Below are 20768 nucleotides of genomic sequence, written 5' to 3' on the forward strand. Positions count from 1 at the left end.
GGGGAACAGATATGGCTGAGGAGCAACCACCTGCCCAGAAACGGGTAGGATTGACAGAGGGCGTCAACAAGCCGGTTTTCATTTGGTCCGTTGCGCTGACGCTGGCATTCGTCATTGCCGGTGTGATCGTGCCGGAAGGATCCGCAGCATTCTTCAGTTCTCTGCAATCCTGGATCGTCACGGAACTGGGCTGGATCTACCTTTTATCCGTCGCCATCTTTCTCATTTTTATGCTGTATCTCGGCTTTTCCAGCCACGGAAAAATCAAGCTCGGCCCCAATCATTCCGAGCCGGATTACAGCTATGGCGCATGGTTTTCCATGCTGTTTGCCGCTGGCATGGGCATCGGCCTCGTGTTCTTTGGCGTAGCGGAGCCCGTAAAACATTTCACCGCACCGCCAACTGGTGATCCCGCTACAGTGGAAGCAGCCCGAACGGCCATGGAAATCAGCTATTTCCATTGGGGTCTGCACGCATGGGCGGTCTACGCGGTCATCGGTCTGTCGCTCGCCTACTTCTCGTTCCGCCACGGCCTGCCGCTGACCATGCGCTCAGCGCTTTATCCGCTGATCGGGGACCGTATCTACGGGCCGATCGGCAATGCCGTCGACATATTTGCGGTGATGGGGACGCTGTTCGGCGTCGCCACATCTCTCGGCCTTGGCGTTCTCCAAGTCAATGCGGGTTTCAACCACGTTCTGGGCTGGCCGATCAGCTTCTGGATCCAACTGCCTTTGATTGTCGTCATTACCGGTATGGCAACCGTCTCGGTTGCGACCGGCCTCGACAAAGGCATCAAGTTTCTATCCAACATGAACATGCTGATGGCAGTCGCCCTGATGCTGTTCGTGTTCGTCATGGGGCCGACGACGTTCCTGTTGCGCGCTTTCGTACAGAACCTTGGCACCTATCTCGACCAATTCGTGTTGCGTACCTTCTACATGTATGCATATGCGCCCGATAAGGGGCCAAGTGATTGGCTGGGTGATTGGACGCTGTTTTACTGGGGCTGGTGGATCGCCTGGTCGCCATTTGTGGGCATGTTCATCGCCCGCATTTCGCGCGGACGCACCATCCGAGAATTCATCGCCGGTGTCCTGCTGGTTCCGACCGGCTTCAGCTTTGCGTGGATGACGGTGTTTGGGGATACCGCGCTTTCCATGCACCTGACGGGCGCCACGACCGCTGTGTCCGACGCGGTCGGAAATGATGTGACCCTCGCCCTCTTCGTCTTCTTGGAGCAATTTCCATTCGGGGTTTACGTTTCATGGTTTGCGATGGCGTTGATCGTGTTCTTCTTCGTCACCGGTGCCGACTCCTCGGCCCTCGTTATCGATACGCTGACATCGGGCGGACGCGAGGATGGACCGACGGCAAGACGCGTCTTCTGGGCCATCGTCTCCGGTATCATCGGCGCGATCCTGCTATCGACCGGTGGGCTGGACGCACTTCAAACCGCCTCCATCGCGGGCGCTCTGCCCTTCACCTTCGTCATGTTGTTGATGTGCTGGGGCTTGTGGAAGGGGCTGCAAAAAGAAGGTCTGCGCCAGAATGCGTTGGTCCAAAGCCTGCGTCCACGCCAATCGGCAAGCTGGCAGCGACAGCTCCAGGGTATTCTCAACCATCCCGGCAAGGCGGAAACAGAGCGCTTCCTACAGGAAACAGCAACCCCAGCCTTGGAAGCGGTAGCACTTGAGCTTGAGAAACGCTCGCTGGTCTCGAAAATGAATAGCGAGGCCGACAGAGTAAAGCTGATCGTGACGCCCGGAGAAGCGGAGGAGTTCATCTACGGCATTCGCATGCGCCGTTATGAGACACCTGGCTACAGCTTCTTCGAAAGCCAATCCAGCCGAAAGAAGGCCGAGTATTATTATCGTGCGGAAGTCTTCCTGTCAGATGGCGGGCAGGACTACGACCTGATGGGCTTCACGAAAGAAGAGCTCATTCAGGACGTGCTCCTACAATATGACAGGCACTTCCAGTATCTTCACGCCATCCGCACCTGACAGCAGGCGCTGGCGCAGACACAAAAAAGGCCGCAGTCCAGACAGGGCTGCGGCCTTTTCGTTGAGCTCGAAAGCTTACATGTGGATCGGTTTGAAGAAGGTTGCGAGTGCGGCTTCCTTCACCGCTTCCGACATGGTCGGGTGCGCGTGGCATGTGCGACCGAGATCTTCGGACGAACCGCCGAACTCCATCAGCACGGAGATTTCCTGGATCAACTCGCCGGCGCCAAAGCCGAGAATATGACCACCGAGAACACGGTCCGTTTCCTTGTCAGCCAGGATTTTCACGAAACCGTCCGTAACCTGCATGGCGCGAGCGCGGCCATTGGCCGTAAAGGGGAACTTGCCGACTTTGTACGCAATGCCCGCAGCCTTCAGTTCCTCTTCCGTCTTGCCGACAGACGCGACTTCCGGCTGTGTGTAGACGACGCCCGGAATGACATCGTAATTCACATGGCCATGCTGTCCGGCAAGAATTTCCGCAAGCGCCACACCTTCGTCTTCGGCCTTGTGCGCCAGCATCGGCCCCTTGACCACATCACCGATGGCGTAGATGCCTTCGACATTGGTCTTGTAGTGACCGTCTATTTCGACGCGACCACGACCGTCGAGGACCACACCGGCTTCCGCCAGACCAAGACCTTCTGTGAAAGGTTTGCGACCTGTCGAGATCAGCACGACGTTGGCATCCAGCGTTTCAGCTGCACCGCCCTTGACCGGTTCGAACACAACCTTGGCGCCTTCGCCAGACTTTTCGACGGCAGTAACCTTTGCACCAAGTTTGAAGTCGATGCCCTGCTTGGCAAACAGGCGCTGCGCCTGCTTGGACAACTCGCCGTCCATACCGCCCAGAATATTGTCGAGATATTCGACAACCGTGACCTTGGCGCCGAGACGTGACCAGACCGAGCCGAGCTCAAGCCCGATGACACCGCCACCCACGACGATCATCTTTTCAGGAACCTTGGACAAGGCAATGCCACCCGTGGAGGACACGATGACCTGCTCATCGATGTCGACCTGTACGCCTGGAATACCGGCAATATCCGAGCCGGTTGCGATGACGATATTCTTGGCTTCGATTTCCTGAACTTCGCCAGCATCGTTGGTCACGGACACTTTGCCAGTGCCGACCACCTTGCCGAGACCCTGAAATGTATCGATCTTGTTCTTCTTGAACAGGAAGGAAACGCCATCGACATTGGCTTTCACCACACCGTCCTTATGCGCCATCATTTTATCAAGGTTCAACGTGGGCGCCGAAACCTCGACGCCAAGGCTATCGACGCCATGGGCCACGTGGGCGAAAACTTCCGATGCGTGCAGCAGCGCCTTGGAAGGGATGCAGCCAACATTCAGGCACGTGCCGCCATAGGTCGCACGCTTTTCGATGACGGCGACCTTCAGTCCAAGCTGAGCCGCTTTGACCGCGCAAACATATCCACCAGGGCCAGTGCCGATAACAACTACATCATAAGCCATAATCAAATCCTCTTTTCTCACGGACAGTTCGCCCGTCATTCGATTTCGATACTCGCCGTTCTGCGCGGCGGCTGTTTCAGTCTGGTTCTTTTCGTCCATCTGCGTTTTCCAAGACAACGAAGTCCGTCAACAAAACGAGAGGCGAACCGGTATCTGAAAGTCCCCAATAGACTGAGTAATATCCATCGCCCCAACCACTGGAAAACATTGCGACATTAAGCGCATTATCTGCCATTGGCCTATGGAGCACCCAATCGTCGTCCTTAAGTTCGGACGCAACGACATCATCATAATAGTTTACACTCGTATCTCCAGCGGTCGATGCTACCGCAGCAATCCTACGGGTCATTTGCGCAAAAGCATCCGAATCTGCGTATGATCCCATACCCGCATCTACCGGATATCCGATGACTGGCATATTCCTATACTCGCCGCGGCCTTCGTGCTTTGCGCTCTCCCACACTGTTGGTGTGCCCTCAGCGATACGAAGCGTCGCAACAGCCACGCGACCAAAGGCCTTATATAGTCTGACAGCATATTGACCTCTTGGTACCTGCCGTTCAAGCTGAGGGAAATCCGGATAAGAAAGAGGGTCGCAAGCGCGGATACGGCCAGAGTGAATTACAACTTCCCCCACATCCAGAGCGCTAATTTGTCGTTTTGCCAATTCTTCTTCATCAAGGGAAACGAGTTTAAAGTTATTTAGCTCATCTCTTTCCGCTTCCCGGATAATAGTTGCCTCTCCTAACTCTGGCTTAGAGGAAGCCCATAAACCTAACCCACCAGCAAAAGTCTTGAGAAACCATCGACGCATCATTCAGGCCGACCTACAAAAACCTCGGCCAACATTAACGGCCAACCGACAAAATTGCAGCTCAAAACAAACTGAAGGGGCTTGAGTCCCAAAGCCGAAGCATCGTTTGATCGCGTTTTCATTCCTCCAGGCCGTTTGCATCTAGGCAGCCTTTTCCGTGGCCAGCTTGATGCCGAGCGCGATGAAGACGACACCGCTGGTGCGGTCGATCCATTGGCTCGCACGGGCAAAAGCTGCGCGCATGCGCGGTGTCGTCATGAACATGCTGACGGCGACGAACCACAGGATAAGGCAGCTTGCCATGACCAAGCCGTAGCCGAATTTGATCGGAACGGGTGTATGGGCATGCACCACCGTCGAGAAAATCGACAGGAAGAAGAAGACGGGCTTGGGATTAAGGGCATTGGCAGCAAAACCAAGCGTGAAGGCTTTCAACCCGGATTGATGCTTTTTCTGAGCAAGCTCGGTGCCATCGATGTCCGGCATTTCCATCTTGCCAGCTCGCAAAGCCTTGAAACCGATATAGATCAGGTAGGCGACGCCAAGCCATTTGACGATGTTGAAGAGATAGATGGACTGCGAGATGATCAACCCAAGACCCAGAATCGTATAGGTCACATGGAACATCAAGGATGTGCCCACGCCAAAGCTCGTGATGATCGCTTCGCGGCGTCCATGCGTCATGGCCTGACGCATCACCATGGCAAGGTCCGCACCCGGCGAAACGATCGCGAATACGAAAATCGCCATCAGAGATGCAAGTTCGATCAGATATTGGTGCATCGGTCCCTCTCCCGTTAAAACAGCAACACGAAGAGCATGAGCGTGAGCCCGATCATTGAGCCGACCCAAATCAGTGAGCGGACATAAGGAATGCCGGCAAGATAAAGCGGAATATAGATGATGCGGCAGACGACCCACAGCCAGGCGCCGATCAGTGCAAGACCAATTGGGTCTCCGGCCATGATGACACCGAAGGCGAGAGCGATAAAAGCAGGATAGGTTTCGCGGAAATTTGCGGCCGCACGTTCGGCTCTGCCAGCAATTTTGCCTTGCACTTTTTTGCCGTCATCGCGAGGGCTTGCATTCCAATCCCGGCCGAACTCCTTCGTCGCCGTCATCGCCTGCAGCATGATGTGACCAATAAGCAGGATAACGCTGATCCCGACCAGAGGCAGAAACGGTGAGGCGGCGAGGAAAGTGGGTTGCACAGACTGCTCCTGAGGCAATTTCAGCGGGATCTCGGTTGAAACCCCGCTGATGGAAAAAGCAGGCCCGATCAGAGATCGAGAACCAGGCGTTCTGGATCTTCGAGGCTTTCCTTGACGCGAACGAGGAAGGTCACCGCTTCCTTGCCGTCAACGATGCGATGATCGTAGGAGAGTGCCAGATACATCATCGGACGGATGACGACCTGACCGCCGATGGCAACAGGGCGTTCCTGGATCTTGTGCATGCCGAGAATGCCCGACTGCGGTGCGTTGAGGATCGGCGAGGACATCAGCGAGCCGTAGACGCCACCATTGGTGATGGTGAAGGTGCCGCCCTGCATGTCTGCCATGGAAAGCGAACCATCACGAGCAGCCTTGGCAAGACGTGCCAGTTCCTTCTCGACTTCGGCAATGGACATCTTGTCGGCATCCCGGATGACCGGAACGACAAGACCCTTGTCGGTACCGACAGCCATACCGACGTGACAATAGTTCTTGTAAATGATGTCCGTACCGTCGATCTCAGCGTTAACGGCAGGCAGTTCCTTCAAGGCATGTGTGATGGCCTTGGTGAAGAAGCCCATGAAGCCAAGCTTGACGCCATGCTTCTTCTCGAACACATCCTTGTACTTGGTGCGCAGGTCCATCACGGCCTTCATGTCCACTTCGTTGTAAGTGGTCAGCATGGCGGCAGTGTTCTGCGCATCCTTGAGGCGGCGTGCAATGGTCTGGCGCAGGCGCGTCATCTTCACGCGCTCTTCGCGAACGGCGTCACCTTCTGCGGAAACCGGACGTGGTGCGGAAACGGCTGCCGGGGCAGCGGCAGGTGCCGACGTGCCCTTGGCAACAGCAGCTAGAACATCACCCTTGAGAACCTGTCCACGCTTTCCGGAACCATCGACCTGATCGGCAGACAGATTGTTTTCGGCGAGAAGCTTACCAGCAGCCGGTGCAGGCGGCATCGAGGTTGGCGCGGGGGCCGAAACAGCTGCTGGTGAAGCAGCGGCAGCCGTAGGCTCAGGAGCCTTTGCGGCTGGTGCGGATGGAGCAGCACCAGCTTCCCCTTCTGCGATCTGGCCGAGAAGAGCGTCGAGACCGACCGTTTCACCATTCTGCGCAACGATCTCGGTCAACACGCCCGACTTTGGCGAAGGAACTTCAACGGTAACCTTGTCGGTTTCCAGCTCGACCAGCGGTTCGTCAGCCTTGACGAAGTCGCCAACCTTTTTGAACCATGTTCCGACAGTTGCTTCGCTGACGGACTCGCCGAGGGTTGGTACGCGGATTTCAGTGGCCATGATCTAGTTCCGTTTCATCATATGTCTGTTTTGCGAGGGTGCGTGTGGGAGAGTGATCACTCTCCCAACGCGTCTTCCAAAAATGCCGCGAGCTGCGCGAGGTGCTTGGACATCAGGCCCGTTGCAGGCGATGCTGCAGCCGGACGACCCGTGTAACGGACCTTCTGGTACTTAGCATCGATGTGCGCCAGAACCCATTCCAAGTAAGGGTCGATGAACGACCACGCACCCATATTCTTCGGCTCTTCCTGGCACCAGACCATTTCCGCGTTGCGGAAACGGGAGAGCTCGTTGATGAGCGCCTTGGCCGGGAACGGATAGAGCTGTTCGATACGCAACAGATAGATGTCGTCGATACCACGCTTTTCGCGCTCTTCAAGCAGGTCGTAATAGACCTTGCCGGTGCAAAGAACGACGCGACGGACCTTCGAATCCTTCTGGAGCTTGATCGGACCATCCTTGATGACTTCGGCATCGTCCCACAACAGACGGTGGAACGAAGATTCACCAGCCAGTTCCGTCAGCGATGACGTCGCACGCTTGTGGCGCAGCAAAGACTTCGGTGTCATCAAGATGAGCGGCTTGCGGAAGTCGCGCTTCACCTGACGGCGTAGGATGTGGAAGTAGTTCGACGGCGTCGTGACGTTTGCGACCTGCATGTTGTCTTCGGCGCACATCTGCAACCAGCGTTCCAGACGGGCAGACGAGTGTTCAGGGCCCTGACCCTCATAGCCATGCGGCAGGAGGCAGACGAGACCGGACATCCGAAGCCACTTGCGTTCACCAGACGAGATGAACTGGTCAAACACGACCTGAGCACCGTTGGCAAAGTCACCGAACTGGGCTTCCCAGAGTGTCAGCGCATTCGGGCGGGCCAGCGAATAACCGTATTCGAAACCAAGAACGGCTTCTTCAGACAGCATGGAGTTTATGACTTCGTAACGGGCCTGCGTCGGCGCAAGGTTTGCCAGCGGAATGTAACGCTCTTCGCTCTCCTGATCGTAGAGAACCGAATGGCGCTGCGAAAACGTGCCGCGTTCGCAATCCTGGCCGGACAGACGGATCTTGTGACCATCGACGACCAGCGAGCCGAACGCCATGGCTTCCGCCATCGCCCAATCCAGACCTTCGCCGGTCTCGATCATCTGGGCGCGGTTTTCCATGAAGCGCTGGATCGTCTTGTGTGCCTTGAAGCCTTCAGGAATGGTCGACAGCTTGCGACCGATTTCCTTCAACTGCTTCATCGGGGCACCGGTCTTGCCACGGCGCTGTTCGTCGGCATTGTCGGCGGCACGCAGGCCGGACCACTGACCATCAAGCCAGTCGGCCTTGTTGGGCTTGTAGCTCTGACCCGCTTCGAATTCCTGCTCCAGATGCGCGCGCCAATCAGCCTTCATCTTTTCGAACTCGCCTTCGGTCAGAAGACCTTCGGCGATCAGACGCTCGGCATAGATGTTGGCGACGGTCTTGTGCGCACGGATGACCTTGTACATCTTCGGCTGCGTGAACGAAGGCTCATCACCTTCATTGTGGCCGAAGCGACGGTAGCAGAACATGTCGATCACGACAGGCTTGTGGAACTTCATGCGGTATTCGGTCGCGACCTTCGCCGCGTAAACAACAGCTTCCGGATCGTCGCCATTGACGTGGAAGATCGGTGCTTCGATCATCTTGGCAACGTCGGATGGATACGGCGAAGACCGCGAGAAGCCGGGGTTCGTCGTAAAGCCGATCTGGTTGTTGATGATGACATGCATGGTCCCGGCAACGCGGTGACCGCGCAGACCGGACAGACCGAGGATTTCGGCAACCACGCCCTGACCCGCAAAGGCCGCATCACCATGCAGCAGCAATGGCAGAACCTTGGCGCGTTCGGACAATGGGATGGTGTCGCCATCCCAAGCCTTGGCAAGCTGATCCTGCTTGGCGCGGGCCTTGCCCATGACGACGGGGTTGACGATTTCGAGGTGCGACGGGTTGGCGGTCAGCGACAGGTGAACCTTGTTGCCATCGAACTCACGGTCCGAGGATGCACCAAGATGATACTTCACGTCGCCAGAACCTTCGACGTCGTCTGGCTTGAACGAACCGCCCTTGAACTCGTGGAAAACGGCGCGATGCGGCTTGCCCATGACGTTGGTCAGAACGTTCAGACGGCCACGGTGCGCCATGCCGAGAACAACTTCTTCCAGGCCTTCCTGGCCGCCACGCTTGATGATCTGTTCCAGCGCCGGGATGAGCGATTCGCTACCATCCAGACCAAAACGCTTGGTGCCCTTGAAACGAACGTCGAGGAACTGCTCGTAGCCTTCGCCCTCGATCAGCTTGGAGAGGATCGCCTTCTTGCCTTCGGCGGTAAACGCGACGCCCTTGTCCGGGCCTTCGATGCGCTCCTGGATCCAGCCCTTTTCTTCGGGGCTCGACATATGCATGAACTCGACGCCGAGCGTCGAGCAATAGGTGCGCTCAAGAATCTCGATCATCTCGCGGACGGAGGCGTATTCGAGACCCAGCACATTATCGATGAAAATCTTGCGATCGTAATCGCTTTCCTCGAAGCCATAGGACTTCGGCGACAATTCATCATAGTCCTCGACGGCGCTCGCGATACCGAGCGGGTCGAGCTTGGCATGCAGGTGACCACGCATGCGGTAGGCTCGGATCATCATGATGGCGCGCACGCTGTCGCGTGTCGCACGAAGAACCTCTGCCTCGCTGACGGTCTTGCCTGTCTCGGCACCCTTGGCTTCAGCTTTGGCCTGAACCTTCTTTTCGATGGCCTTTTCGACGGTGGCCCAATTGCCGTCCAGCGCCGAAATCAAGTCGCCATTGGCAGCGATCGGCCAGTTGGAGCGCTTCCATGAAGCACCCTTGGCCGCCGCTTTCACGTCATCGGGATTATCGGAAAGCCCTTTGAAGAAGCTCTGCCATTCTGGAGATACGGAAGACGAATCCTCCTCGTACCGGGCGTAGAGCTGCTCGATATAGGCTGCATTCGCGCCGTCTAGAAACGACGTGATCTGAAACTGCTCGTTGGCTTCTTGCCTTGCCATGGTGTTTTCGCGGACGTATTCGCCCGCCTCCTCAATCCCGTTGATGACCGTCGCCGGCCTGCCGCTTTGGTCTTCGGTGCGAAAGCATCGACTGTTCTTCTTGCGGCTTCGGGCAGGCTGCCGTTTCCGACCCCTGCCCGCTGCCAGATCTGTTTCAGTCTCAGCCCTTGAGGACTTCGACCAGAGTCTTACCAAGGCGCGCCGGGGAAGGCGAAACCTTGATACCAGCCGCCTCCATGGCCGAAATCTTGGATTCCGCGTCGCCCTTGCCACCGGAAACCACAGCACCGGCATGACCCATGGTGCGGCCCTTTGGTGCGGTACGTCCAGCGATGAAGCCAGCCATTGGCTTCTTACGGCCCTTCTTGGCTTCGTCGATCAGGAACTGCGCTGCTTCTTCTTCAGCAGCACCGCCGATTTCGCCGATCATGATGATCGACTGCGTGGCTTCGTCAGCGAGGAACATTTCCAGGATGTCGATGAACTCGGTACCCTTGACCGGGTCACCACCAATACCGACAGCCGTCGTCTGGCCAAGGCCTTCGTTGGATGTCTGGAACACGGCTTCGTAAGTCAGCGTGCCGGAGCGCGAAACGATACCGACCGAACCCTTGCGGAAGATCGAGCCCGGCATGATGCCGATCTTGCACTCTTCCGGTGTCATGATGCCCGGGCAGTTAGGGCCAAGCAGGCGGGACTTGGAGCGGTCGAGGCGAGCCTTGACGCGAACCATGTCCATGACAGGAATGCCTTCGGTGATGCAGGTGATGAACGGAATTTCCGCGTCGATGGCTTCGATGATCGCATCAGCCGCGCCTGCTGGCGGCACATAGATCACCGATGCGTCAGCACCGGTCTTTTCCTTGGCTTCCGCAACGGTCGCATAGATCGGCAGGCTCTCGCCCTTGGAGCCGGTCCATGTTTCGCCACCCTTCTTGGGGTGAATACCGCCGACCATCTGCGTGCCGTAGTAAGCAAGCGCCTGTTCGGTGTGGAAAGTGCCGGTCTTGCCGGTCAGACCCTGAACGAGGATCTTGGTGTCTTTGTTTACAAGAATAGACATTATTTCAAGTCCCTCAATTAGCCGTTGATCGCCGCAACGATCTTCTTGGCTGCATCGTCCAGATCGTCAGCAGCCGTAATCGCAAGACCCGATTCGTTCAGGAGCTTCTTGCCCAGTTCGACATTGGTGCCTTCGAGGCGCACAACGAGTGGAACCTGCAGACCGACTTCCTTCACCGCGGCGATAACGCCCTCGGCAATGACGTCGCACTTCATGATGCCGCCGAAGATGTTGACGAGAATGCCTTCAACCTTCGGGTCAGCCGTGATGATCTTGAACGCAGCCGCAACCTTTTCCTTGCCAGCGCCACCGCCGACGTCGCAGAAGTTTGCAGGCTCTTTGCCGTACAGCTTGATGATGTCCATCGTTGCCATGGCTAGACCAGCGCCGTTGACCATGCAGCCAATGTTGCCATCAAGCGCCACGTAAGCGAGGTCCCACTTGGACGCTTCGATTTCCTTGGCGTCTTCTTCGCTTTCGTCGCGCAGCAGCTTTACGTCGTCGTGACGGAAAAGCGCATTGCCATCGAAGGACATCTTGGCATCGAGAACGCGCAGATGACCATCAGTCATGACGATCAGCGGGTTCACTTCGAGGAGAGCCATGTCCTTTTCAACGAACGCAGTATACAGCGCCGGGAAAAGTGCCTTTGCGTCTTCAGCAGCAGCCGACGACAATTCGAGAGCCTTGGAGATGGCTTCGATGTTTGCAGCGGTCACACCGGCTTCAGGCTCGATAGCGATCGTGTGGATTTTCTCTGGCGTGTCGTGTGCCACAGCTTCGATGTCCATACCGCCTTCGGTGGAAACCACGAAAGCAACCTGGCCAACCGAGCGATCCACCAGCAGCGAGCAATAAAGTTCGCGGTCGATGTCTGCGCCGTCTTCGATATAGAGACGGTTGACCTGCTTGCCAGCGTCACCCGTCTGCGCCGTGACCAGCGTGTTGCCAAGCATGTCCTTGGCGTGGCTGATAACCTCTTCGATGGACTTCGCAAGGCGAACGCCACCCTTTGCATCGGGGCCGAGTTCCTTGAACTTGCCTTTACCGCGGCCACCAGCATGGATCTGGCTCTTGACGACGTAAAGCGGGCCGGGAAGCTGCTTTGCAGCCGCTTCGGCTTCTTCAACCTTGAGAATAGCGACCCCTTCGGCCACCGGCGCACCATAGCCCTTGAGAAGAGCTTTGGCCTGATATTCATGAATATTCATGGATTAATCCCTGTTTTAAGCCGTAAGGCCATTACTTCAGCGACGGAGCAATATTGATGCAGGCTTCGCAGAGGCCCGCAACCGCGCCGACGGACTTCTGGAAGGCAGCTTCCTCGTCCTTGTTGAGTTCGATTTCGATGATGCGCTCGATACCGCCAGCACCGATGATCGTGGGCACGCCGACATACATGTCGTTGACGCCGTACTGACCGGAAAGGTAGGCCGCAGCAGGAAGAACGCGCTTCTTGTCCTTGAGGTAGGATTCAGCCATTTCGATCGCCGACGCAGCAGGTGCGTAATAAGCCGAACCGGTCTTGAGAAGACCGACGATTTCGGCACCGCCGTCGCGGGTACGTTGAACAATCTCTTCGAGACGCTCGGCCGTCAGCCAGCCCATCTTCACGAGGTCTGTCAAAGGAACGCCGCCAACGGTGGAGTAGCGTGCCAATGGAACCATGGTATCGCCATGACCACCGAGAACGAAGGCCGTTACGTCCTGAACGGAGACGTTGAATTCTTCAGAGAGGAACAGGCGGAAGCGCGCGCTGTCGAGAACGCCAGCCATGCCAACAACCTTGTTCTTCGGCAGGCCGGAGAATTTCTGGAGAGCCCAGACCATGGCGTCGAGCGGATTGGTGATGCAGATGACGAAAGCATTCGGGGCATATTTCTTGATGCCGGCGCCGACCTGTTCCATGACCTTGAGATTGATGCCGAGAAGATCGTCGCGGCTCATACCGGGCTTGCGGGCAACACCGGCTGTCACGATGCAAACGTCTGCGCCTTCGATGGCAGCGTAATCGGATGCGCCGGTCAGCTTGGCATTGAAACCTTCAACCGGCCCGGACTGGGCAATATCGAGACCCTTACCTTGTGGAATGCCATCAGCAATATCGAAGAGGACGATATCGCCCAGTTCCTTGAGGCTGGCCAAGTGCGCCAGCGTGCCGCCGATCATGCCAGAACCAATAAGTGCAATCTTTTTGCGAGACATCGAATGCTTCCTCTTGAGCTTCAATTCAATTTCGCCGCAAACACAAGGCGGCTTTAAATTGTCGCACTCGACTTAGCTTTATTGGGAGGAAATGGCAACAAATAGTTTTGAAGTGAGTATTTTCAATCGTTTAGATGACAAAATACTTACGTAAACGTAAGAACTAAAGTTATAAAAACGTCACACAGTGTCGCGTTTTTCATTGTGCAAAGCGAGATAATCAGCGCTTCGCATCTCAAACAGGCGCGATGCGGTGCGATCAAACTCGAAGCCTTCAGTCCCCTTCCGCTTAACAAGAAGGTCTTCCGGCATGGCTGCGGCGGAGGCAAAGATTCGGATGGTACGATCGTAGAAGGCATCAATCAGGATAATAAAGCGCTTCGTTTCGTTGCGCTTGTCAGCATCAAGCAGAGGAATATGATCGATGAAAACAGTGTCGAACCTGTCGGCGATGGCCAGAAAATCAGACGCACCGAGCGGCTTCTCGCACAGATCGGCGAACGAAAAACGTGCAACGCGCCCAGCGGCCTTCGGTACAACGACGGAGCGTCCCTTGACAGCGATATCGGTCGGCGCACTGACATGACCTTCGGTTAATTGCTGCCAAGCCATATCCATAGCCTTATCGGAAGCCTCGCCCAGTGGCGCTACATAGACAGGCAGGCTCCTGATTTTCTCCATCCGATAATCGGTCGGGCTATTCAGGGTCACGACCTGAACATGCTGCTGTAGCAAATCGACGAAGGGCAGAAACAGGCTACGATTAAGACCGTCCTTATAAAGATTGTCCGGCAAGACATTCGATGTCGTAACCAGCACGCATCCATTGGCGAAGAGTTCGGTGAAAAGCCGCGAGAGGATCATCGCATCAGCGATATCGGTGACCGAGAATTCATCGAAGCATAGCAGCTCAGCCTCGGCTAGCAACTGTGCGGCAACCGGCGGGATGGGATCGGCCTGCTTGGTTTCACCACTTTTCAGCTTCTGGCGATGCGCGTGGACGCGATTGTGCACGTCGGCCATGAATTCGTGAAAATGGCAGCGGCGTTTCTTTTCGATGGGAGCGAGCTGAAAGAACATGTCCATCAGCATCGTCTTTCCGCGTCCAACACTTCCCTCGACATAGAGGCCTTTGACGGATGCGGCAGGGCCTACCTTTTTTGCAAACATCCAGCCGAGCGCACTCTTTTTCTTAGCTGGCTTGCGGATCTTGAGATCGGCCAGAATCCGATCCAGTTGCACTGCCACACCCATCTGTGCGGCGTCGGCCTTCAACTCGCCAGACACTGTTAGTGCATTGAGCTGTTCAACAACACTATGATTGTAATCTGGTAATGGCTTCATACACGCGCCTCAAACGCGAGCACCGTAAAACGCTGCCCGCGTGAAAACATTATCGGCTGAGGCTGAGTGGCTGACCGCTGTTGGTCGTGCCATCGTAACGCGTATCGCCTGTCTTGTAGACCCGACCGATCGTATCGCCGGCGCGGTTCTTGAACTGAACCATCTTGTTGGAGACTTCCCATGAGCCCATGGACGACAGTTCCCCAGCGCAACCGCGGGTACCGCCGCGCGATCCGCTGCCCAGGTTGGTCAGGGTCAGGAACATGTCGCAACTTGCTCCGCCATTGGACACACGCCAGTTGCCAACCATAGCTTCCTTGGTGACGTCCATAGCAGCAGTCGGAGGAGCAGACGCCACATTCGTACCGCCGGGCGCTGCATTGGCAGGCGCATTCGGGAACTGCGAGGAACCGCCGGGAGGCGGTAAAGCGCCGGACTGCACGGACGGCACTGGCTGTGCCTGAAGCGGCGGCGTGTAACCGGGATTGCCGTTCGGGCTGCTGTTATTGTTGTAATCGAAGGAGGTACGCTGGCAACCGGCAAGGCTCATAACGACCACTAGACCCGTCACCACATATCTGAACTGCATTTCAAGCTCCCGATTTTCTGCTTCGGCAAGACCATGTCTACACAAAACGGCTGAATTATTACCAAAGCATTAGCCAACGCAAGCCACTACCGGGATAATTGCAATTTCAGTCGATTTTTACAGACGTGTCCAGCCTCGTTATCATGAAACAGGCCACGATGGGGATCGCGGCCTGTTTGTTTTCGTCCATTATCCACCGCGCTTAGACGCGGCGCTCGACCATCATCTTCTTGATCTCGGCAATCGCCTTGGCAGGGTTCAACCCCTTCGGGCATGCCTGTGCGCAGTTCATGATCGTGTGGCAACGATACAGGCGGAACGGATCTTCCAGATCATCGAGGCGCTCGCCAGTCGCTTCGTCACGGCTGTCGATCAGCCAGCGATAGGCCTGCAGCAGAACAGCCGGACCGAGATAACGGTCGCCGTTCCACCAGTAGCTGGGACAGGAGGCGGAGCAGCATGCGCACAAGATGCACTCATAGAGACCATCCAGCTTCTGACGATCGTCATGGCTTTGCTTCCATTCCTTGGCAGGCGTCGGTGATACCGTCTTCAGCCAAGGCTCGATAGAGCGATGCTGCGCATAGAAGTTCGAAAGATCAGGAACGAGGTCCTTCACGACAGGCATGTGCGGCAGCGGATAGACCTTAACGGTCCCGTTGATTTCTTCCATGCCCTTGGTGCAGGCCAGCGTGTTCGTACCATCGATGTTCATCGCGCAAGAACCGCAGATGCCCTCGCGACAGGAACGGCGAAGCGTCAGTGTCGGATCGACAGTGTTCTTGATGTAGAGAAGAGCATCGAGAACCATCGGGCCACAATCATCGACATCGATGTAATAGGTATCGATACGCGGGTTCTGCCCATCGTCAGGGTTCCAGCGATAAACCCGGTATTCGCGAATATTCTTCGCGCCTTCCGGCTTCGGCCAGACCTTGCCTTCGGTCATCTGAGAGTTTTTTGGGAGAGCAAGTTCAACCATGTCCAGTTCCTCTCAATCAGTAGACGCGAGCTTTAGGCGCGATCTTTTGCAGATCGATACCCTCAGCAATCAGTTCCGTGTGAACCGGACGGTAATCAAGCTTCACATCGCCCTGCTCGTTCACCCAGGCCAGCGTGTGCTTGCGCCAATTGACGTCGTCGCGCCCGCCAAACGGGCCGTCCACGAAGTCTTCACGCGCATGGCTGCCACGGCTTTCCTTGCGGGCCTCGGCACCGTAGACGGTGGTGATGGCGTTGGCCATGAGGTTTTCAAGTTCCAACGTTTCGACAAGATCGGAATTCCAGACCATGGAACGGTCGGTGACCTTGATATCAGGCAATTCCTTCCAGATGGCAGAAAGGCGCTGGCAACCGCTTTCCAGCGATTCCTGCGTGCGGAACACCGCAGCATCGTCCTGCATGGCGCGCTGCATCTTGTCACGCAACACGGCGGTCGGCGTGCCACCACTTGCGTTGCGCAGACGGTCGAAGCGATCCATGATCTTGTCGCAGGCAGCAACGTTGAGCGCTGGAATAGCGCTGGGACGATCGATGACTTCGGCTGCACGAATGGCAGCGGCACGGCCAAAGACCACGAGGTCGATCAGCGAGTTGGAGCCGAGGCGGTTCGCACCGTGCACCGAGGCACAACCCGCTTCACCCACAGCCATCAGGCCTGGAATGATCCGCTCAGGGTTTTCACTATCGGCGTTCAGCACTTCACCCCAATAGTTGGTCGGAATGCCGCCCATATTGTAGTGAACCGTCGGCAGAACGGGGATCGGTTCGCGCGTCACATCCACGCCCGCAAAAATCTTGGCGCTTTCGGAAATGCCTGGAAGGCGCTCATGCAGGATGGCCGGATCGAGGTGATCCAGATGCAGGAAGATGTGGTCCTTGTTCTTGCCGACGCCACGACCTTCACGGATTTCCATGGTCATGCAACGAGAGACGACGTCACGCGACGCAAGATCCTTGGCGGATGGCGCGTAACGCTCCATGAAGCGCTCGCCTTCGGAGTTGACGAGATAACCGCCCTCACCGCGTGCGCCTTCTGTGATCAGACAGCCTGCGCCGTAGATGCCGGTCGGGTGGAACTGAACGAATTCCATGTCCTGAAGCGGCAGACCGGCACGCGCGATCATGCCGCCGCCATCGCCCGTGCAGGTGTGCGCAGACGTTGCGGAGAAATAGGCACGGCCATAACCGCCCGTCGCCAGAACCACCATCTTCGCCGTAAAGCGGTGGATGGTGCCGTCATCGAGGTTCCAAGCAACGACCCCTGTGCAACGGCTTCCGTCATCCGACATGATGAGATCAAGCGCGAAATACTCGATGAAGAATTCGGCATTATGACGCAACGACTGACCGTAAAGCGTGTGCAAAATAGCGTGGCCGGTACGGTCGGCAGCGGCGCAGGTGCGCTGCACTGGTGGACCTTCACCGTAATTCTGCATGTGGCCGCCGAATGGGCGCTGGTAGATCTTGCCTTCGGCGTTACGCGAGAACGGCACGCCGTAATGCTCTAGCTCATAGACCGCCTTTGGTGCTTCCATGGCAAGATACTGCATGGCGTCCACGTCGCCCAGCCAGTCGGAACCCTTGACGGTATCGTAAAGGTGCCACTGCCAGCTGTCGGGCGTCATGTTGTTGAGCGATGCGGCAATGCCGCCCTGCGCAGCAACGGTGTGCGAGCGGGTCGGAAAAACCTTGGTGATGCAGGCTGTCTTGAAGCCCTGTTCGGCCATGCCGAGCGTCGCGCGAAGACCCGCGCCGCCAGCCCCTACAACGATCACGTCATAGGAGTGATCGACATAAGTATAGGCCTTGCCGTTCTGAGAAGGTGAACTGTTGGGTGCCATGACGGGTTATCCTGCGAATGCGATTTTCAGAACGGCGAAAAGGCAGAGACCGGCCATGATCACCGAGAAGAACGTGTTGAGCATCAAAAAGACGAGCTTAGGCACTTCCGCATGCACATAGTCTTCGATGATGACCTGCATGCCCAGCTTCATGTGGATGATGCCGGAGACAACGACAAGAACCATCGTCACGGCAACGAGTGGGTTGGCCAAGGCCGCGGCCACCTCTTCAAAGGGTGCGCCGCCATACATGACGAGGAAGACGACAAAGAAAATCAGAAGCGGAACGTTTGCGACTGCGGTTACGCGCTGGCGCCAGAAATGCTCCGTGCCTTCCCTGGCAGAGCCAAGACCGCGAACCTTATTGAGGGGTGTACGCATATCCATGGTAATATCTCCTCAGCGCACGATCAGGGCGACAACCCAGATCAGCGCGGTCAGACAGATCGAAACCACGAAGGACGCCTTGGCGATTTTCGTGGTGAAATGCTTGTCGAAGCCATGACCCAGATCCCACATGAAGTGGCGAAGGCCACCCAGCATATGGTGAACGAGCGCCCAGGTATACCCAATCAGAACGAGTTTACCGATAATGGAATTCATGGCCCACTGGACCCAGCTGTAGGCATCCACGCCGGACGCTGTCGCGATCAACCACCACGCAACCAACACTGTGCCGAAATACAACGCCGCACCGGTGATTCGATGCACGATCGATGCCAGCATCGTCGGGATGAGCCTGTAGACTTGAAGATGCGGCGACAATGGCCGATTGCTTGTCGTATTCGCCATATGAACCTCACGGCGTTCCGCGCCCATAAAGCGGGCGCCCCAAACAACGCACATGACGGAGAAATGTGCATTGCACCAACCGCGACCTTTAATAGCACGAGGTCATGACCACAAGCACAATTGCCAGCGCGAACGAATTTAATCGATTGTGGCTTGAAGAATCATTGTAATTCGTTGGATCAACAATAAATTCCTGAGCGTTTCCAAGCTGAGACGCTAAAAATAATTTACGTAAACGTCAAAATAATCGGCACCGTATACGCGATAAATCCGGAGAGAAATCGTCATGTTAACACCCCGAATCGCTGCCTCTTTCATCGTGGTGACAGGCGCAATCATAGGCGTTTCTCACGCGAATGCGATGGACAATCTACAGTATAAAAACAGTACCAACCATCATCGGCACCAGTATCGTTCTTATTATGGCGGCGATGGATTACCGTCTTACATCCGTGGGATCGGCACTTATGCAGGCGCCGTTTCAGGTATCCGTGCGCCGCGCAACGGGATCTACTTTGCCGCAGAGGGCACCAACGGAAATGCGACTTTCACGATACCAAGCCCCAACAGACCACGCATCATTCACGTCAACAGAAAGACGATGGGTGCTGAATGCTCATACGAAGCAGGCGTCTGCGTCATCCGTCCCTGAAACGTTTCTGCGCTAGACGAATGTCCAGACCGTGGTTTTCTTCACGTCGCTGTCTTCCAGAACCCGCGTGACAGGCACCTGGTAGATGGCGCAAGGCTCCAAAAGGTTTTGCGGTAAATAGACCCGACCGGGATCACCGATCAGAACCGTGACCCCGTTTCGTTTTAGGGTCGAAAGCCAGGGTGTGAGAAGGGCGGCAAAGGCGCCATCATAAAAGACATCACCTGCCAGTAGCACATCTGCGTCGATGGCTTTTCCGACGATGTCGTTGCTCATGAAGTCGACACGCACATTGTTTTCTGCGGCGTTGAGAGCAATGGCCGTCTTTGCCCAAGGGTCGATATCGACAGCCGTCACGTTTGCCGCACCCGCGAGCGCAGCGCAGATCGCGACAATCCCCGAACCGCTGGCAAAATCGACGACGCGCTTGCCTGCCACCGTCTCGGGATGATCGAGAATATAACGCGCCAACCCTTGGCCACCCGCCCAGGCAAATGCCCAGAATGGCGGCGGCAAGCCGATCTCCTGCAATTCGTCTTCCGTCTTCAACCAGAGTTCATGTGCTTCACTTGCCAGATGCAGCCGAATTTCCGGTACATGCGGCGGCGACATGACTGTCGTATTGCCCCGGATGAAGACGTAAGGATCGGTTTTCAATCCTTTCAGTCCGGAGAGCGCGGAGGCTTGTCGAGCTTGCCCATCCGGCAAACTTCAAGATACTCCTCAAGCAATACAGGCTGTACGGACAGACGCATGGACGTGACAAGCGACATCTCGGCAAGCTTGGGATTGGCCTTCACGTCTTTGAGTGTAACCGGCGTTGGCATATCGCACACGGCCTTGATGTGTACGCAGTCCCAGCGCGCATCACCTTCCGCAGTTGTGTCAGGCCGCGACAACTCACAGACTTCGACGATACCGACGACTTCCAGCCCCTCGTTGGAGTGGTAGAAGAAGCCCTTGTCGCCAATTTTCATGGCACGCATATTGTTGCGCGCTTGGTAATTGCGCACCCCACCCCACTCTTCGCCAGCGTCACCTTTGGCCTTTTGCTGCGCCCACGACCATGTGGATGGCTCGGACTTGAAAAGCCAGTAATTCGCCATGGCTCTCACGCTCCCGGATTGTTGAAGACCCAATTATAGGGCTTCACTTCGACGCTTTCGAACAGACCCGCCTTGGCATAAGGATCGGCATCGGCCAGCGCCTTTGCCGCATCGATATCGGCTGCCTCGACGATCACAAGGCTGCCATTCGGCTTGCCGTCTGCATCCAGAAACGGGCCTGCCATTTTCAGCGTACCTTCTGCGTTCAGCCTGTTGAGGTGCTCCAGATGCACAGGGCGGGTCTCCATACGCACATGCAGATGGTCAGGCTTGTCTTTGCAAATGAAAGCAAACAGCATTTTCGTCTCCT

At 56.3% G+C, this 20768-nt stretch carries 20 protein-coding genes; 2 read left to right on the forward strand and 18 right to left on the reverse strand.

The window, feature by feature from the left end; translation table 11 throughout:
- Nucleotides 1–11 precede the first annotated feature (11 nt).
- On the forward strand, nucleotides 12–2006 hold the full coding sequence (locus RMR21_RS13225; protein ID WP_498668443.1) for a BCCT family transporter: 1995 nt from the start codon (nucleotides 12–14) through the stop codon (nucleotides 2004–2006).
- A gap of 75 nt (nucleotides 2007–2081) precedes the next feature.
- Here the strand turns inward: RMR21_RS13225 and lpdA are convergent, their stop codons facing one another.
- The 15 genes from lpdA to sdhC form a co-directional block, all read right to left on the reverse strand.
- Complete coding sequence (gene lpdA, locus RMR21_RS13230; RefSeq protein WP_498670166.1) at nucleotides 2082–3488, reverse strand: dihydrolipoyl dehydrogenase; 1407 nt, start codon at nucleotides 3486–3488, stop codon at nucleotides 2082–2084.
- Nucleotides 3489–3564: 76 nt separating this feature from the next.
- On the reverse strand, nucleotides 3565–4305 hold the full coding sequence (locus tag RMR21_RS13235) for a DUF4241 domain-containing protein (protein WP_498668444.1): 741 nt from the start codon (nucleotides 4303–4305) through the stop codon (nucleotides 3565–3567).
- A gap of 138 nt (nucleotides 4306–4443) precedes the next feature.
- Nucleotides 4444–5085 carry a LysE family translocator gene (locus tag RMR21_RS13240; RefSeq protein ID WP_498668445.1) on the reverse strand — a complete coding sequence of 214 codons (642 nt, stop codon included), beginning with the start codon at nucleotides 5083–5085 and terminating at the stop codon, nucleotides 4444–4446.
- A gap of 14 nt (nucleotides 5086–5099) precedes the next feature.
- Nucleotides 5100–5513, reverse strand: coding sequence for an MAPEG family protein (locus RMR21_RS13245; RefSeq protein ID WP_498668446.1), 414 nt, complete (start codon nucleotides 5511–5513; stop codon nucleotides 5100–5102).
- 68 nt (nucleotides 5514–5581) lie between these two features.
- Nucleotides 5582–6811 carry a 2-oxoglutarate dehydrogenase complex dihydrolipoyllysine-residue succinyltransferase gene (odhB, locus tag RMR21_RS13250; protein ID WP_498668447.1) on the reverse strand — a complete coding sequence of 410 codons (1230 nt, stop codon included), beginning with the start codon at nucleotides 6809–6811 and terminating at the stop codon, nucleotides 5582–5584.
- Between the two features lie 56 nt (nucleotides 6812–6867).
- On the reverse strand, nucleotides 6868–9864 hold the full coding sequence (locus RMR21_RS13255) for a 2-oxoglutarate dehydrogenase E1 component (protein WP_498668448.1): 2997 nt from the start codon (nucleotides 9862–9864) through the stop codon (nucleotides 6868–6870).
- Nucleotides 9865–10024: 160 nt separating this feature from the next.
- A complete protein-coding gene (sucD, locus tag RMR21_RS13260; RefSeq protein ID WP_498668449.1) occupies nucleotides 10025–10927 on the reverse strand; it encodes a succinate--CoA ligase subunit alpha in 903 nt (300 codons plus the stop codon).
- A 17-nt stretch (nucleotides 10928–10944) separates the two neighbouring features.
- Nucleotides 10945–12138, reverse strand: coding sequence for an ADP-forming succinate--CoA ligase subunit beta (gene sucC / locus RMR21_RS13265; protein ID WP_498668450.1), 1194 nt, complete (start codon nucleotides 12136–12138; stop codon nucleotides 10945–10947).
- A gap of 31 nt (nucleotides 12139–12169) precedes the next feature.
- Entirely contained in the window at nucleotides 12170–13132 is a 963-nt protein-coding gene (gene mdh / locus RMR21_RS13270) for a malate dehydrogenase (RefSeq protein WP_498668451.1), read from the reverse strand.
- A 180-nt stretch (nucleotides 13133–13312) separates the two neighbouring features.
- A complete protein-coding gene (gene zapE / locus RMR21_RS13275) occupies nucleotides 13313–14476 on the reverse strand; it encodes a cell division protein ZapE (protein WP_498668452.1) in 1164 nt (387 codons plus the stop codon).
- A 49-nt stretch (nucleotides 14477–14525) separates the two neighbouring features.
- Nucleotides 14526–15065: a protease inhibitor Inh/omp19 family protein gene (locus tag RMR21_RS13280; protein ID WP_498668453.1), complete on the reverse strand. Its 540-nt coding sequence runs from the start codon at nucleotides 15063–15065 to the stop codon at nucleotides 14526–14528.
- Between the two features lie 202 nt (nucleotides 15066–15267).
- Nucleotides 15268–16047: a succinate dehydrogenase iron-sulfur subunit gene (locus tag RMR21_RS13285; protein WP_498668454.1), complete on the reverse strand. Its 780-nt coding sequence runs from the start codon at nucleotides 16045–16047 to the stop codon at nucleotides 15268–15270.
- A gap of 16 nt (nucleotides 16048–16063) precedes the next feature.
- Nucleotides 16064–17908, reverse strand: coding sequence for a succinate dehydrogenase flavoprotein subunit (gene sdhA / locus RMR21_RS13290; RefSeq protein ID WP_498668455.1), 1845 nt, complete (start codon nucleotides 17906–17908; stop codon nucleotides 16064–16066).
- A gap of 6 nt (nucleotides 17909–17914) precedes the next feature.
- Nucleotides 17915–18295 (reverse strand): succinate dehydrogenase, hydrophobic membrane anchor protein, encoded by a 381-nt coding sequence (gene sdhD, locus RMR21_RS13295; protein WP_498668456.1) that lies wholly within the window; start codon nucleotides 18293–18295, stop codon nucleotides 17915–17917.
- Nucleotides 18296–18307: 12 nt separating this feature from the next.
- Complete coding sequence (gene sdhC / locus RMR21_RS13300) at nucleotides 18308–18700, reverse strand: succinate dehydrogenase, cytochrome b556 subunit (protein ID WP_498668457.1); 393 nt, start codon at nucleotides 18698–18700, stop codon at nucleotides 18308–18310.
- A 286-nt stretch (nucleotides 18701–18986) separates the two neighbouring features.
- On the opposite strand from sdhC, the gene RMR21_RS13305 reads away from it, so the two are divergent.
- Nucleotides 18987–19352, forward strand: coding sequence for a hypothetical protein (locus RMR21_RS13305; RefSeq protein ID WP_498668458.1), 366 nt, complete (start codon nucleotides 18987–18989; stop codon nucleotides 19350–19352).
- Between the two features lie 12 nt (nucleotides 19353–19364).
- On the opposite strand, the gene RMR21_RS13310 is transcribed toward RMR21_RS13305, so the two are convergent.
- The 3 genes from RMR21_RS13310 to RMR21_RS13320 are packed head-to-tail and all read right to left on the reverse strand — an operon-like array spanning nucleotide 19365 to nucleotide 20757.
- Nucleotides 19365–20009 carry a class I SAM-dependent methyltransferase gene (locus RMR21_RS13310; RefSeq protein WP_498668459.1) on the reverse strand — a complete coding sequence of 215 codons (645 nt, stop codon included), beginning with the start codon at nucleotides 20007–20009 and terminating at the stop codon, nucleotides 19365–19367.
- Between the two features lie 5 nt (nucleotides 20010–20014).
- Nucleotides 20015–20458, reverse strand: coding sequence for an EVE domain-containing protein (locus tag RMR21_RS13315; RefSeq protein ID WP_498668460.1), 444 nt, complete (start codon nucleotides 20456–20458; stop codon nucleotides 20015–20017).
- A 5-nt stretch (nucleotides 20459–20463) separates the two neighbouring features.
- Nucleotides 20464–20757, reverse strand: a complete 294-nt coding sequence (locus RMR21_RS13320; protein ID WP_498668461.1) for a YciI-like protein — start codon at nucleotides 20755–20757, stop codon at nucleotides 20464–20466.
- Nucleotides 20758–20768 lie beyond the last annotated feature (11 nt).

Source organism: Agrobacterium sp. rho-8.1, from assembly GCF_033957725.1.
Lineage (GTDB): Bacteria > Pseudomonadota > Alphaproteobacteria > Rhizobiales > Rhizobiaceae > Agrobacterium.